General features: G+C 61.9%; 12 protein-coding genes and 1 tRNA gene. 3 read left to right on the top strand and 10 right to left on the bottom strand.

Annotated features, from left to right (window positions below; all coding sequences use genetic code 11):
- Window positions 1-90 precede the first annotated feature (90 nt).
- On the bottom strand, window positions 91-1,920 hold the full coding sequence (locus PanNE5_RS14865) for a DEAD/DEAH box helicase (RefSeq protein ID WP_261938238.1): 1,830 nt from the start codon (window positions 1,918-1,920) through the stop codon (window positions 91-93).
- Window positions 1,921-2,413: 493 nt separating this feature from the next.
- Window positions 2,414-2,490 (bottom strand) — tRNA-Pro (locus PanNE5_RS14860).
- Window positions 2,491-2,667: 177 nt separating this feature from the next.
- On the opposite strand from PanNE5_RS14860, the gene PanNE5_RS14855 reads away from it, so the two are divergent.
- Both PanNE5_RS14855 and PanNE5_RS14850 read left to right on the top strand, forming a co-directional pair.
- Window positions 2,668-3,144: a SixA phosphatase family protein gene (locus PanNE5_RS14855; protein WP_026131589.1), complete on the top strand. Its 477-nt coding sequence runs from the start codon at window positions 2,668-2,670 to the stop codon at window positions 3,142-3,144.
- A 186-nt stretch (window positions 3,145-3,330) separates the two neighbouring features.
- Window positions 3,331-4,158 (top strand): GNAT family N-acetyltransferase, encoded by an 828-nt coding sequence (locus PanNE5_RS14850; protein WP_261938237.1) that lies wholly within the window; start codon window positions 3,331-3,333, stop codon window positions 4,156-4,158.
- Window positions 4,159-4,278: 120 nt separating this feature from the next.
- Here the strand turns inward: PanNE5_RS14850 and ppx are convergent, their stop codons facing one another.
- Window positions 4,279-5,823 carry an exopolyphosphatase gene (gene ppx, locus PanNE5_RS14845; protein ID WP_261938236.1) on the bottom strand — a complete coding sequence of 515 codons (1,545 nt, stop codon included), beginning with the start codon at window positions 5,821-5,823 and terminating at the stop codon, window positions 4,279-4,281.
- A gap of 152 nt (window positions 5,824-5,975) precedes the next feature.
- On the opposite strand from ppx, the gene ppk1 reads away from it, so the two are divergent.
- On the top strand, window positions 5,976-8,096 hold the full coding sequence (ppk1, locus tag PanNE5_RS14840; protein WP_261938235.1) for a polyphosphate kinase 1: 2,121 nt from the start codon (window positions 5,976-5,978) through the stop codon (window positions 8,094-8,096).
- A gap of 64 nt (window positions 8,097-8,160) precedes the next feature.
- Here the strand turns inward: ppk1 and phoR are convergent, their stop codons facing one another.
- From phoR to pstS, 7 genes are all read right to left on the bottom strand, one after another.
- Entirely contained in the window at window positions 8,161-9,504 is a 1,344-nt protein-coding gene (gene phoR / locus PanNE5_RS14835; RefSeq protein WP_017231894.1) for a phosphate regulon sensor histidine kinase PhoR, read from the bottom strand.
- A gap of 91 nt (window positions 9,505-9,595) precedes the next feature.
- Complete coding sequence (gene phoB, locus PanNE5_RS14830; RefSeq protein WP_017231895.1) at window positions 9,596-10,297, bottom strand: phosphate regulon transcriptional regulator PhoB; 702 nt, start codon at window positions 10,295-10,297, stop codon at window positions 9,596-9,598.
- Window positions 10,298-10,333: 36 nt separating this feature from the next.
- Window positions 10,334-11,041 carry a phosphate signaling complex protein PhoU gene (phoU, locus tag PanNE5_RS14825; protein ID WP_017231896.1) on the bottom strand — a complete coding sequence of 236 codons (708 nt, stop codon included), beginning with the start codon at window positions 11,039-11,041 and terminating at the stop codon, window positions 10,334-10,336.
- Window positions 11,042-11,061: 20 nt separating this feature from the next.
- The gene (gene pstB, locus PanNE5_RS14820; RefSeq protein ID WP_017231897.1) at window positions 11,062-11,844 is read right to left on the bottom strand and encodes a phosphate ABC transporter ATP-binding protein PstB; all 783 of its coding nucleotides are present in this window, start codon (window positions 11,842-11,844) and stop codon (window positions 11,062-11,064) included.
- Window positions 11,845-11,904: 60 nt separating this feature from the next.
- Entirely contained in the window at window positions 11,905-12,801 is an 897-nt protein-coding gene (pstA, locus tag PanNE5_RS14815; RefSeq protein ID WP_017231898.1) for a phosphate ABC transporter permease PstA, read from the bottom strand.
- Window positions 12,801-13,775 (bottom strand): phosphate ABC transporter permease PstC, encoded by a 975-nt coding sequence (gene pstC, locus PanNE5_RS14810; protein ID WP_017231899.1) that lies wholly within the window; start codon window positions 13,773-13,775, stop codon window positions 12,801-12,803. Before pstC ends, pstA begins: the two co-directional genes overlap by 1 nt.
- 136 nt (window positions 13,776-13,911) lie before the next feature.
- On the bottom strand, window positions 13,912-14,946 hold the full coding sequence (pstS, locus tag PanNE5_RS14805) for a phosphate ABC transporter substrate-binding protein PstS (RefSeq protein ID WP_017231900.1): 1,035 nt from the start codon (window positions 14,944-14,946) through the stop codon (window positions 13,912-13,914).
- Window positions 14,947-15,101 lie beyond the last annotated feature (155 nt).

The following is a 15,101-nucleotide window of genomic DNA, read 5'->3' as shown; positions in this document are numbered from 1 at the left end:
CAGGCAGGCGATCGATGCGGGAAGTTCGCGCGGGCGACGGCGGCGACGGACCTCGCCCCGCCGCCCATTCACTACACGCCCGCCCCTCGCTCAGGAGGCAACGTGCAATGAATCCTCCGGAAACAGTTTGCGCATGAATAAAGAATCCCCGCTACCGGTGACAAGGAGCCGATGAGTCGCGCGTGTCGCCGCAATGTAAAAGAGGCGAGCCTCTTGCTTCAGATCGGCTTCATCCAGCGACATCGCTCCGACGCCGGGCACGGCTACAAACGGATACTCCAGGCCTTTGCTGGCGTGCATGGTCAATACGGTGACCGCGTCCGCACTGGGGGAAAACCGCTTGCGATCTCGCTGCTGCCACTGGTAGGGGATTCGCGCCTTCGCCAGCGCGTCAACGCACGCCTGGCCGACACTCCATGTCCGATAAACGATCGCCATGTCCTGCCACGCCGTGCCTTGCTGATGTGCCTGTCCCATTTGCTTCGAAATGGCTTCGGCCTCATCGGCAATCGACGGAAGTTTGATCAGCATGGGTTGCGGCCCCTCTCGCCCACAGCCGATCGGACGAATCAAAGGCACCCCATCGTCGTCAGTGGCCTTCGCGTCCAGAATGTCCTCGGCCACGCTCGCGGCAAGCGCGAGTATTTGCCGCGTATTCCGATAGTTGATCTTGAGAATCGTCGTGCGTCCCTGCGCCTGCACGCCAACGCTCTTGAAGCTGAATCCCTGCCGCTCGGAACGATTGAAGATCGATTGCGCATCGTCATACAGCACGAGCAAATGACGGCATTCCGGCGAAACCATTTGTACGACAAGCTTGAACCAGGACGGCTCGAAGTCGTGGCCCTCGTCGATCAGCACGGCGGCGTACTGCGCCGCAGGAATACTGCCTCGATCAACGGCGTTGATCACGCACTGAACCAGTTCCGCAAAAAACCGTTCACCCGCCCCTTTCGGGCGCGTGACGTGATAGGCATTCAATTGATCCGAACACCAACCGTGAAAATGTCGGACGATGACCTTGGCCGACAAGCCCTTGGCCTCCATGACCGATTGGATCTTTCGGGAAAGTGGCTCGCTGAAACAAAGCACCAACACGGGCTTGTCCGATTGCGTGGCCAGGTATTCGGCGCGATAACCGAGGATCATCGTCTTTCCCGACCCTGCCACGCCGTGAATGACGCGGTGACCATCGCCCAGGCTTCGTGCCAACTGCTCCTGCTGCACGTCCATGACGGCCATGATGTCGGGCAGTTCGATCTGATCCGACAGCAGGTCGAGCTGAGTCGCCTGCACGCGCACTTCCGGGAAAAGAATCCATCGAAATCGATCGATCTGCGGCAGCGTCAGTTTTTCGCGGAACTGGAACTTGAACATTTGCCACAACCGGGTCTGAAACGCTTCCGCGTCGACAGACTCCGTCATTTCGTCGGCGCAAATGACTCTCGAAGGCTCGAGCGCATGCCCCAAACCGCCATCCGTGAACTGCTTGCGCGTCATGTTCGGCAACACGACGCCGAACGTCCAGGGCAGTCGCAATTTCCCCGCGTAGGGATGCCCCGCAGGATTCACCAGTTGCGGATCCCGCTCAAGCGCATTGACGATGTCGAGCGTATATCGACGCGCCTGCTCAAGCGGACTGATGACGGTTTTGGGGCCGTTGCTCCCCAAAATTCGCCAGTCGCCGCGATCGGCACGCAGGACGGTCGAAACCTTCCAGTCCTTGACTTCGAGGATGAGCAACCCACGCTGAGGGTGAAGCACCACAAAGTCCGGATACGACTGCATCGTGGCGACGGGAACGTCATACCAGATCAGATAGTCGTTTTCGAGTTTCTGCTCCAGCCGCTCGGCGAGTCTGCGTTCGCCGGGCTGCATTCTGCCCGCGCACGAGGACAGAGAGGGAATGATCGTTGCCATGCGCCTCCAAGATTTAACGAAATTGGCCGTCAAAGTATCGATGTATCGTCTTTGAAGTTATCCAGCTTTCGTTATCGTTTGCAAGGCCAGCACGTTTCGTCAAACCGCCAGAACGTATGCACACCGACGTCACGGGGCGGCTCAAGGCCGCTGCGCGGCTAGCGCAGTCGCCCCGAGCCAATTAGCCCGCTCGTATGAATATCGGATACATCCCAACCGGAAGCCTCGCTCGGCGGTTAAGTCATTCGACAATGCGAGATACGCGATGCGCGTCCACGACCGTCGCGTGAATTTACATTGGATTACTAATCAACATGGAGGCAAGAGACCGTCATGGCGCGCAAATGGCATGCCCAGCGCGCGGCAGGGACACGCATAACGAACCACGCGGCGCATGCACACGCGCAAGACGTTGTCGTTAATGCCGTTGGGAAATTGCAAGGGCAGAGAATAGGGACAATAGATGTTGCCTGTCCCAACCCCTTGAATTTAGTGGTCGGAGCGATAGGATTCGAACCTACGACCCTCTGATCCCAAATCAGATGCGCTACCAGGCTGCGCTACGCTCCGACGAAGAGCACGCATTCTAGTGGGTTCGGCGCACCGCGTCAAATCAATGTGCGCCGCGTCGGCATTTTTCCATCCACCGCTGGCACAATAGTCGTCTCGCAGCGGCTCGCCGACGGTCATGCCGTCGCCACGAAACCCCGTCATAGTGGGAGGTTCACCATGTCCGAACCTGTGTCGATGAACCTGATTCTCTGGCGTCACGCCGACGCCGAAAACCTGCCTGCCTCCCTCGCCCTCAGTGCCCAGGCCGATCTGGCCCGCGAGCTCACCGACCGTGGCCGCAAACAGGCCGAAAAGGCCGCCCAATGGCTGCGCCCGCGTCTCCCAGAAGACGCCCTTATCCTCTCCAGCCCTGCGTTGCGGGCGGTCCAGACCGCTCAGGCGCTTACCCCCAAACCACGCATCGTGCACGATCTCGCCCCCGGCGCGAACGCCATGACGCTGCTGGGGACGATCGGCTGGCCCGGCAATGTCCAGACGGTCGTGCTCGTCGGCCACCAACCCGCCCTCGGCCAACTCGCCGCCCTGCTGCTGACCGGCCAGGAAGCCTACTGGACGATCAAGAAGGCCGGCATCTGGTGGCTCTCCTCACGCCGCCGCGAAGACGAGAGCCAGGTGGTCGTGCGCGCCGTCGTCAATCCCGACCTGCTCTAAACCGAAGGCGACGGCGGCGCCTCCCTCTCCTTCCCCCCGTGAATTGGCTGGCGCAAGGCGCCCAAAACGCGCCCTGACATCATGACACCGGAAGTTTTGCCATAGAATTGTCACCTACCGTTCACGGAATCGACATTGATGCTTTTTAAAGTACGTCGCAACGCGACCGTCAAACAAAGGGCCTTTATGCGCGACCTGCCGAACCCCACCATGCCGCTCTCTTCGTTGACCCCCAACTCGCGGAGGCGTCTTCCTCGCCCTGAAACGCCTCTCAAGCCGAATCTGGGTGTGGCGTGGGCACGCGACGAAAGCGAGCTTCGGGAAGCCCAACGCCTGAGATACCACGTCTTTGCCGAAGAAATGGGCGCGTCGGTCAAGGGCCCCGCAGGCCTGGATGTCGACGAGTACGACCAATACTGCGACCACTTGATCGTACGCGATCAGGACTCGCTCAAGGTGGTCGGCACCTACCGCGTACTGCCCCCGGGTCAGGCCAAGCGCCTTGGCCGTTTGTACTCCGAAGGGGAATTCGATCTCTCCCGGCTGGACCATCTGCGCCCGAAGATGCTCGAAACCGGCCGCTCGTGCGTGCATGCCGAATACCGCAACGGCGCCGTCATCATGGCGCTCTGGAGCGGTCTGGCCGAGTATATGCTGCGCAACGGCCTGGAGACGATGCTCGGTTGCGCCAGCGTGCCGATGGCCGACGGCGGCCACTACGCCGCCAGCCTCTATCGCAAGCTGCAGGACACCGCCATGGCGCCGGCCGAGTACCAGGCCGTGCCGCGCATCGCGCTGCCGGTGAGCGAGCTGCAATCGACGCTGGAGGTCGAGCCGCCCGCCCTGGTCAAGGGATACCTGCGCCTAGGCGCCCGTATTTGCGGCGCCCCGGCCTGGGACCCCGATTTCAACACCGCCGACTTCCTCACGTTGTTCCGCCTGTCCGACATCAACCCGCGCTACGCACGCCATTTTCTTGGCGCGGAACTGCTGAACAAGCTCAAACAGGCCTGAACGCCTGCCGCCTCCGCCCAAGTCGTCCGTCCCGCCAACGGACACAAAAAAGCCCGGCAGATGCCGGGCTTCGTCGTTTGCCCCCCCCTCGCCCTCAACAGGCGGGCTGGCCCTCATGCGTCAGGCGTACACGACCTTGTAGCGCATGCCGATCTTCTCCCACTCCTGCGCCTCACGCTGCAGGCTATAGTCGGTCAGCGGATTGGCGTCGATCCACGCGCGTGCCACCGACACCATGAAGCCATCGCCAAGCCGTTTGACCTCGATGGCGTCCGGCAACGCATCCGTGCGGCGGCGACAGAACAATACCGCCAGGCGCAGACAGAACAACAGTTGCCAATCGACCTGCTGCGCCTGTGAGGCCAACTTGCCCAGCTTGCCGACATGCCCCAGCAACAGCTCGGCCAATCGCGCCTGATCGGGGCGCGAAAAGCCCGGCATATCCGCATTGCTGCCGATATACGCCGAATGCTTGTGGTACGCGCTGTGCGAGATCGACAATCCCATCTCGTGCAACGACGACGCCCAGTTGAGCAACGCCTCGCCTTCCCCGCGACCGTCGTCCAGTTCCCCCGCCGCGCCGTCGTCCTCGAGCACCTCGACCGCCTCGACCGGCAACTGGCGATACAGCCGAATCGCCAGGCGTCCTACACGCTCGGCCTGTGCACGGTCCACGCCATACCGACGCACGAACTGCTCGACGGTCACCGCCCGCATATCCTGATGCTGGGTACGCCCCAGCAAGTCGTACATCACGCCGAGCCGCAGCGCGGCGTCGGTCGTCTCCATATGCTCGACCTCGAGTTCATTGAAGACGGACAACATGATGGACAGGCCGCCCGGCAGCACCGGAATTCGATCTTGCTTGAGCCCCGCCAGCTTTAGGCGGTTGGCGTTCTCCGCCTTGATAAGCGCGCGCTTGAGGCGCTCGAGCCCACCGCGCGTGAGGCCGTGCAAACCGCCGTCGTTGAACCCATTGGCTTCGAGCAATTCGGCCAGCGCACGTGCCGTTCCCGACGAGCCGATCGCCTGCGACCAGGCGGCGTCACGATAAGTCGCCGCAATGATCTGAATCTCGCGACGAGCGGCCAGTTCGGCCTGCTTCATCGCGTATTCGTCGACGTTGCCGCTGGGAAAGAACTGCCGGCTATGACTCACGCAGCCGATATACAGGCTCTCCATGATGAGCGGCTCGTAATCCTGCCCGATAATGAATTCGGTGGAGCCCCCCCCAATATCCACGACAAGTCGGTTACCCTGGCACGTCGGCACCGAGTGTGCGGCACCCGCATAGATCAGGCGCGCCTCTTCCCGCCCGGCAATGACTTCGATGGGAAACCCGAGCGCGTGCTGTGCCTCACCAAGAAAATCGTCGGCGTTCTTGGCGACACGCAGCGTGTTCGTGGCCACCGCGCGGACCTTGTCGGGATGAAAGCCCCGCAGCCGCTCGCCAAAGCGCTTGAGGACGTCCCAGCCGCGTTGCTGCGACGGATGATCGAGGTACTTCTCGTCGTTCAGGCCCGCCGCCAGCCGAACCGGCTCGCGCAGCGCATCGACCTGATAGATCTGCGTGCCGGCGGACGTTTCCTCCACGCGGCCGATGATCAGGCGAAAACTGTTCGAGCCGAGATCGACGGCCGCTAACAAGGGCGAGGGAGTACTCATGTCGGGATGCGCCTGAGCGAAGGGTGCCGGAGTGGAGGACGTATCACACGAAAAGCATGACGCGCACTCGACAAATAAATGACGAATACGCTACAAATCGAATATGACACGTCGTTGACAAATGTGAACGTCATATAACTGTAACAATACGGATGAAGAATTCACGCCAATCCCATGTCTTTCGCACGGTCACCATGAATTATCCGCTGCTCAACCGCGAGCTGGGCATTCTGGCGTTCAATGAACGCGTACTCGCCCAGGCAGCCGACCCCGCAACGCCGCTGCTGGAACGCCTTCGCTTCGTCTGTATCGTGAGTAGCAATCTGGATGAGTTCTTCGAAATCCGCGTCGCCGGGCTGAAGGAGCAGATGCGCGAAAATCCGGGCATGCTCACACCCGACGGCATGACGTTCCAGCAAGTTTACACGCAAGTTTGCGCCCGGGCGCAAGCGCTGGTGGAAAAGCAGTACGCGATGTTCGATAGCCTGCTGCCCTGCCTCGAAGCCGAAGGCATCGCGTTTCACCCGTCCGGCCAGTGGAACGACGCCCAGGTCGAATGGGCCCGCGACTACTTCCTGCGCGAACTCGTGCCGGTCCTCACGCCGATCGGGCTCGATCCCGCACACCCGTTCCCACGCGTGCTCAACAAGAGCCTGAACTTCGCCGTCGAACTCGAAGGCAAAGACGCCTTCGGACGCGACGCCGAACTCGCCATCGTCCAGGCCCCGCGCGCCCTGCCCCGGCTGGTTCCCATGCCGCCAGGGCTCGCCCCCTTGCCGAACAGCTTCGTGCTGCTCAGCTCGCTCATGCTGCGCTTCGCCAGTGAACTGTTCCCAGGACTCACGGCCAAAGGCTGCCATCAGTTCCGCGTCACGCGCAACAGCGATCTGTTCGTCGACGAGGACGAAATCACCAACCTGCGCACCGCGCTGCAAGGCGAACTCCCGGCCCGCCATCTCGGCGACGCCGTACGTCTCGAAGTCGATGCCGGCACGCCGTCGCGCCTCGTGCGACGCCTCCAAACGGAATGCGGCCTGACTGACTCGGACTGCTACCGCGTCAAGGGCCCCGTCAACCTCGTGCGCCTGATGCCGCTGCCCGAGATGGTCGACCGCCCGGACCTCAAGTTCGCGCCGTTCGTGCCGGCGCTGCCCAAACGCATGAGCGCGTCGCCCGCGATATTCGACCTCATCGACCAGGGCGACCTGCTGCTGCATCACCCGTATGACAGCTTCCAGCCGGTGCTGGAGCTGCTGCTGCAAGCCGCTCGCGACCCTGACGTGGTGGCCATCAAGCAAACGATCTACCGTACCGGCAACGAATCCGCGCTGATGGATGCCCTGATGGAGGCGGCCCGCAACGGCAAGGAAGTCACGGTCGTGGTGGAGCTGCTTGCGCGCTTCGACGAAGAGACCAACATCAACTGGGCAGCACAGCTCGAAGCGGTCGGCGCTCACGTGGTCTACGGCGTGGTCGGTCATAAGTGTCACGCGAAGATGCTGCTCGTCGTGCGCCGCACGCGTCAGGGCAAGAAGACGTTCCTCAAACGCTACGTCCACCTCGGCACCGGCAACTATCACCCGCGCACGGCCCGTTTGTACACGGACTTCGGCCTGATGACCGCCGACGAGGCGCTGTGCGCCGACGTCCACATCGTCTTCCAGCAACTGACAGGCATCGGCCGGCAGACCCAGTTGCAGGGCCTGTGGCAATCGCCGTTCACGATGCACACGCATCTGCTCGAGGCGATCCGGCACGAGACGGAAGCGGCCGCGGCCGGCAAGAAAGCCCGCATCATCGCGAAAATGAATGCGCTGCTCGAACCGACGATCATTGCCGAACTGTACAAAGCGGCGCGCGCGGGGGTGAAAATCGATTTGATCGTGCGCGGCGTGTGCTCGCTGCGCGCCGGTGTACCGGGCCTTTCCGAGAACATTACCGTGCGCTCGATCGTCGGGCGCTTTCTCGAACACCATCGCATCTATTACTTCTACGCGAACGGCGACGAGAAAGTCATGCTTTCAAGCGCCGACTGGATGGAGCGCAACTTCTTCCGTCGCGTGGAGGTGGCCTTTCCGGTACGAGACAAGCGCCTGAAGGCCCGCGTGATTCGCGAGGGTCTGATGGTGCCCCTGCGTGACAACACCGCCGCGTGGCTGATGCGTCCGGACGGCACCTACGTGCGTCGCAAGCCGGGCAAAAGGCCGTTCAACAGCCAGATGGCTTTGATGCAGGAACTCGCCCAGCACGTGCAGACCGGTACGCGCGGCTGACCTGACCGGTCATCGGTCATCGGTCAGCCGTGCGCGTGTACCGTGCGCGCCAAGTCGCCCAGGTTTAGCCGTCTACGGTCAAACGTGGCGCAGCGGCGTCGACCGGCGCGCGCTGCGTCACGCGCGTGGGCGGAAACTGAATGGCGAACGTGCTGCCGCGCCCCACCTCGCTCGTCACCTTCAGATCGGCCTGATGGCGCGTCAGCACGTGCTTGACGATCGCGAGGCCGAGGCCGGTACCGCCCGTATCGCGCGATCGGCTGCGGTCGATACGGTAGAAGCGTTCTGTGAGCCGAGGAATATGTTCCGCCGGAATCCCCAGCCCGGAGTCGGTCACCGCGAAGCGGGCACCGCCGTCGTCCGTCGGCCCCCACTCGATGCGGATTTTGCCGCCCGGCGGCGTGTAGCGCACCGCATTGCTCACCAGATTGCTGAACGCGCTGTGCAGCTCGCCTTCGGCGCCACGCAAATCGAGTCCGTCGGCCTGCGTGACTTCGATCACATGTTGCCCCTGCGAGAGCCCTTCGGCGTCGCTGCGTAGCGAGCGCATCTGCATGCCCATATCGATGCGCTCGTCCGGCGGCGGCTTGCCGCTGCCTTCGAGCTTCGCCAGCGTGAGCAGATCGTTCACAATGTTCTGCATACGCGAGGCCTGCTGGCGCATGATCTCGACATAGCGCTGGATCTCCTCGGGCGAGAGCGGCAGCTCGCCGACCGTCTCCAGAAATCCGGAGAGCACGGTCAGTGGCGTCTTGAGTTCATGCGAGACGTTGGCCACGAAGTCACGGCGCATCGAGTCGGTGCGTTCGAGATCGGTGACGTCGAGCGAAATCATGAGCTTGCGATGGTCGCCATACGGGAACACCTGCATGGACAGCACGTTGTTGCGCTTCTCGCCCATGTGGTGCATGAGCAGCGCCTCGTCGTAGCGCTCCGACGACAGGTAGTGCACAAAGGCCGGTGTGCGCAGGAGATGCGTGATTTGCTGACGCAGATCGCGCTTGGCGTCGATACCGAAATGCGACTCGGCAATCGCATTGCACCACTCGATCTGGTTGTGCTCGTCGAGCATGATCACGCCGTTGGGCGATGCCTGGATCGCCTGGATGAAGCGAGCGTGCTGTTGTTCCACCTGCTTGACCTGGTTATGCCAGCGCTTGGCCAGCTTGTGCAGCCGGTAATAGATTTCCCCCCACAACCCGAGTGCACTCGGCACCTCACCATAGACTGGGGCGTCAAGCAAACGCCAGAGGCGCTGGGCGTGATAGACGTTGAAGAGGACTTGTGTGACCAGCAGAAAGATGGCCGCGATATAGCCCACGCTCGCGCCAAAGAACCAGCCGATGGCCGTCGAGATGAAGGCTTGCAGGATCAGGAGCGTCAGCGCACGGGCCCAGATGATATTCATAGACGATGCACAGGGGTTTTGCCGCCCACGCCCCATGGGACAAGGGCGGCATTGGCACGGCAGGCCTCGCCCGAAGGCGAGGCGCGATGCCTCAAGCCGACTTCGTCAAACGGTAGCCGCTGCCGCGTACGGTCTCGATCATAGCATCGTGGCCGGCCGGCTTGAGCGCGGCGCGCAGACGCTTGATGTGCACGTCCACCGTGCGCTCTTCCACGAACACGTGATCGCCCCACACCTGGTCGAGCAACTGCGAGCGGCTGTGCACGCGCTCCGGATGCGTCATGAAGAAGTGCAGCAGGCGGAATTCCGTCGGTCCCAAATCCACCTTGATGTCGCCGCTCGACTGATGGCTCGTAACGCGATGCGTCGCCGGATCGAGCTTCAGGCCGTTCACGCTCACCGCGTCTTCGGTCAACTGCGGCGCACGGCGTCGCAGCACGGCCTTGATCCGCGCCATCAGTTCCTTCGGCGAGAACGGCTTGGTGACGTAATCGTCCGCGCCGATCTCCAGGCCCATCACCTTGTCCTGCTCTTCGCTGCGGGCGGTGAGCATGATGATCGGCACGTGCTTGGTGCGCTCGTTTGCCCGAAGCTCTCGTGCGAACGTCACGCCTGACTTGCCTGGCAGCATCCAGTCAAGCAGCACCAGGTCGGGCAGCACGTCACTGATCAGCGTGAGTGCCTGCTCGGCGTTGTAGGCCCGAATCGGATAGTGACCCGCGTGTTGCAGATTAACGGAGATCAGCTCGGAAATCGCTGGCTCGTCTTCCACGATCAGAATGCTGCTGGGCATCGGTTTCCTCTCAAACCTTCAATGATGTCGGGCCGTTCATTCGCCTTGCACTTGGCGCTGCAGGTCTTCGCGCGAAATGTGCCGGACGTCGGTGCCCTTGACAATGTAAATGATGAATTCCGCAATGTTCTTCGCGTGATCGCCGATGCGCTCGATCGCCTTGGCGATGAACAGGAATTCCAGGCCCGCCGAGATGGTGCGCGGATCTTCCATCATGTAGGTCACCAGTTTGCGCACGAAGCCACGGAATTCGTTGTCGATGGCCTTATCGTCGCGCACGATCTCGGCCGCGGCCACGATGTCGAGACGCGCAAACGCGTCGAGCGTGCGGCGCAGCAACTGAGCGGCCATGTCGCCCGAGAGTTTGATCTCGGCGAAGTTCACGGTTTGCGCCGCGCCGTCTTCCAGGAGGTGACGGGTACGCTTGGCGATCTTCTCGGCCTCGTCGCCTGCGCGCTCGAGGTTGGTGATCGACTTCGAGATCGAGAGCAGCAGGCGAAGATCGCGCGCGGTCGGCTGGCGACGGGCAATGATCTTGCTGCACTCTTCGTCGATCTCGACTTCCATGGTGTTCAGGCGCTGCTCGGTGGCGATCACTTCGTCGACCAGAGCACGGTCGAACGTGTTGAGCCCCCGCATGGCCGTCACGAGCTGCGATTCGACCAGGCCGCCCATTTCAAGAACGCGCGAGCAAAGCTGATTCAGGTCCGAGTCGAACTGGCTGGAAAGGTGTTTGTCGTTCATATCGAAATTCCTCGTGGGCATCAACCGAAACGGCCGGTGATGTAGTCTTCGGTCTCTTTACGGTCCGGCTTGATGAAGATCTTCTCCGTTTCCCCGAATTCGATCAATTCGCCCAGATACATATAGGCGGTGAAGTCCGAGCAACGTGCCGCCTGCTGCATGTTGTGCGTGACGATCACCACGGTGTAGTCGTCCTTGAGTTCGGCGATCAGCTCTTCGATACGGCCCGTGGAGATCGGGTCGAGCGCCGAGCACGGCTCGTCGAGCAGCAGCACTTCCGGGCGGATCGCAATGCCGCGCGCAATGCACAGTCGCTGTTGCTGACCGCCGGACAGGCCGTAGCCCGACTGTTGCAGCTTGTCCTTGACTTCGCCCCACAGCGCCGCCTTGGTCAGCGCCCACTCCACGCGGTCGTCCATTTCCGAGCGCGAGAGCTTTTCGAACAGGCGCACACCGAACGAGATGTTGTCGTAGATCGACATCGGGAACGGCGTCGGCTTCTGGAACACCATGCCGACCTTCGCGCGCAGCAGCGCAATGTCCTGCTTCGAGGTCAGCAGGTTTTCACCGTCCATGTTGATCTCGCCCTCGGCGCGTTGCTCCGGGTACAGGGCGTACATCTTGTTGAACGTGCGCAGCAGCGTCGATTTGCCGCAGCCCGATGGGCCGATGAACGCCGTGACCTTGCGGTCGGGAATGCGCAGGTTGATGTTCTTGAGCGCGTGGTATTTGTCGTAGAAGAAGTTCAGGTTATTGACTTCAATCTTCGAGGGCAGTTTGATGTCTTGCGTCGGATTCGTCATGGTCGTCTTAACCGTCAGGTATGCGTGGTGTCGTCGCGTTGTATCGTCTCGCGTTGCCGCTTACTTCTTGGCAAACAGCGTGCGCGCCAGGATGTTCAGCAGCAGCACCCCGAGGGTGATGATGAACACGCCCGCCCAGGCGAGCGACTGCCACTCCGCAAACGGGCTCATGGCAAATTTGAAGATCGTGACCGGCAGGTTGGCCATCGGCTGATTCAGGTTCATCGACCAGAACTGGTTCGACAGCGCCGTGAACAGCAGCGGTGCCGTCTCGCCCGCGATACGCGCCACGGCGAGCAGCACGCCCGTCACGATACCGGCGATCGACGCCTTCAGCGTAATCTTGACGATGATGCGCCACTTCGGCGTGCCCAGAGCGAACGCGGCCTCACGCAAGTTGTTCGGCACGAGCTTGAGCATGTTCTCGGTCGTACGGATCACGATCGGGATCTGCAGCAGCGCGAGCGACACAATGCCGGCCCACGCCGAGAAGTGCCCCATCTGTGCCACGACCAGCGCGTACACGAACAGGCCGATCACGATCGACGGCGCCGAGAGCAGAATGTCGTTGATGAAGCGGGTGAGGCTCGCGAGCCACGACTTCTGACCGTACTCGGCCAGGTACACCCCGGCCAGAATACCCAGTGGCGTGCCGAGGAACGTGGCCACACCGACCATCACGACACTGCCCGCGATGGCATTGGCGAGCCCCCCGCCAGCCGTGTTCGGCGGCGGCGTCATTTCAGTGAACAGCGACAGCGACAGACCGCCGATGCCCAGCGAGAGCGTGGTGTAGAGAATCCACAGCAGCCAGATCAGGCCGAAGGCCATGGCCGCGAGCGACATCGCGATCGCAAAAATGTTCTTGCGGCGACGGTAAGCTTGCAGCCGCACGCGGGTCACGGCGTCGGTCGGCTTCACGGCTGGGGTTTCCAGTTCGAGCGCTTGTTGGGTCATTATTTACCTTCGCTTTTCTCAAGGCGCAACAGCATGAGCTTGGACAGCGCCAACACCACAAAGGTGATGAAGAACAGAATCAGGCCGAGCTCCATCAGGGCGGCCGTATGCAGCCCCGGGCCGGCTTCGGCGAACTCGTTGGCGAGCGCCGAGGTAATGCTGTTGCCCGGCGAATAGAGCGATACGTTGTCGAGCAGGTTCGTGTTGCCGATCACGAAGGTGACGGCCATGGTCTCGCCAAGCGCGCGGCCCAGCCCCAGCATGACGCCACCGATCACCCCCGTCTTCGTGAAGGGCAGCACCACGCGCCACATCACCTCCCAGGTGGTGCAGCCAATGCCGTAGGCCGACTCCTTGAGCAGCACGGGCGTGACTTCGAACACGTCGCGCATGACCGAGGCGATGTACGGAATGATCATGATCGCGAGGATCACACCGGCGGGCAGAATACCGATGCCCAGCGGCGGTCCCTGGAACAGCGCGCCGATGACCGGGACGTTGCCGAGCAGCGTCTGCAGCGGCTTCTGGAAGTACTGGCTGAAGATCGGGGCGAAGATCAGCAGACCCCACATCCCGTAGACAATGCTCGGGATGGCGGCGAGCAGCTCGATGGCCGTACCGAGCGGGCGGCGCAGCCATACGGGCGAGAGTTCAGTCAAGAACAGCGCAATGCCGAAGCTGACCGGCACCGCGATGATGAGCGCAATGAGCGACGTGACGAGTGTGCCGTAGATCGGCACGAGCGCGCCGAAGTGATCGGCGGGCGGATCCCATTCCTTCGTCCACAGGAAGGCGAAGCCAAATTTCTGAATCGACGGCAGTGCGCTGTACATCAGCGACACGATGATGCCACCGAGCAAGAGCAGCGTAATGAGCGCGGCCGCGCGGGTGAGCAGCGCGAAAAGAAAGTCGCCAACGGAAGACGGAGCGCGCTGCGCGCCTGCTGTTGCGAGGGGGCGGGTGGCTTCTGCCATGATGTCGTCTCAGCGTGAGCGCGCCGCCTGCCGTTGCCAGATCAGAGGTCGGGCTTCGGAACAGGCGGCGCGGATAATGCCGGGTTGAGGCCCGAGGCAATGCAACCGTGCATTGCCTCGGGCCAGCAAGGCTGCTTTAGATGCCGGCCTTGTGGGCCGACTCGGCAACCTTCGCCTTCCAACCTGCACGGATTTGCTTCAGCACCGCTTCCGGCAGCGGGATGTAGTCCAGTTCCTTGGCGGTCTTCTCGCCATTCTTGAACGACCAGTCGAAGAACTTCAGCACGTCGGCGCCCTGTGCTTCCTTGCCGGCGTCAGCCTTCTGGTGCACCAGCACGAAGGTGGCAGCCACGATCGGCCACGACTTGTCGCCCTTCTCGTTGGTCAGGATCTGGTAGAACGTCTTCGACCATTCGGCCTTGGCAGCTGCCGCGGCGAACGTTTCCGTGGTCGGCTCAACGGTCTTGCCGTCGGCGTTCGTCAGTGCCGTGTACGTCAGCTTGTTTTGCGTGGCGTAGGCCGACTCGACATAACCGATCGCGCCCGGCAGGCGTTGCACGAAAGCGGCGACGCCGTCGTTACCCTTGCCGCCCGTACCCGTCGGCCAGTTCACCGTGGTGCCTTCGCCAACCTTGCTCTTCCACTCGGCATTGACCTTCGACAGATAGTTCGTGAACACGAAGCTCGTGCCCGAACCGTCGGCGCGGCGAACCACGGCGATATCCGTATCCGGCAGCTTGACCTTCGGGTTCAGCTTGGCGATGGCCGGATCGTTCCACTTCTTGATCTTGCCCAGATAGATGTCGCCCAGCACCGGGCCCGACAGGACCAGCTCGCCCGCCTTCACGCCCGGCACGTTGACCACCGGCACGATGCCACCAACCACCGTCGGGAACTGGAACAGGCCTTGCTTGGCCAGTTCTTCGTCCGTCAGCGGAGCGTCCGAACCTGCGAAATCGACAGTCTTGGCCTGGATTTGCTTGATGCCGCCCGACGAACCGATGCCCTGATAGTTGACCTTGTTCGAGGTCGCCTTCTGGTAGGCGTCAGCCCACTTCGTGTAGATCGGCGCGGCGAACGTGCTGCCTGCACCCGTAATTTCGCCCGCAATCGCGCCAGCGGCAAACAGAATGCCAGCCATGCCGGCAATCGCAGTCTTCATCAGCTTCATGGATTTCTCCGAGTTGGTGTGGATACAGCGTGTGGTTGGCTCGAAGAATAGAGTCCGAATGTGACAATCATGTGTCATCTGTGAAAGCTCACAATATCGGCGTCATAAAGTTGACTCGGGATCGTCACGTTGCCGGAGGCATCTCTCGCCTCTCG

It is taken from the genome of Pandoraea sp. NE5 (assembly GCF_024363545.1).
Lineage (GTDB): Bacteria > Pseudomonadota > Gammaproteobacteria > Burkholderiales > Burkholderiaceae > Pandoraea > Pandoraea cepalis.
The sequence above is the reverse complement of the archived record's forward strand: the minus strand, read 5'-3'. Positions and strand labels throughout refer to the sequence as shown.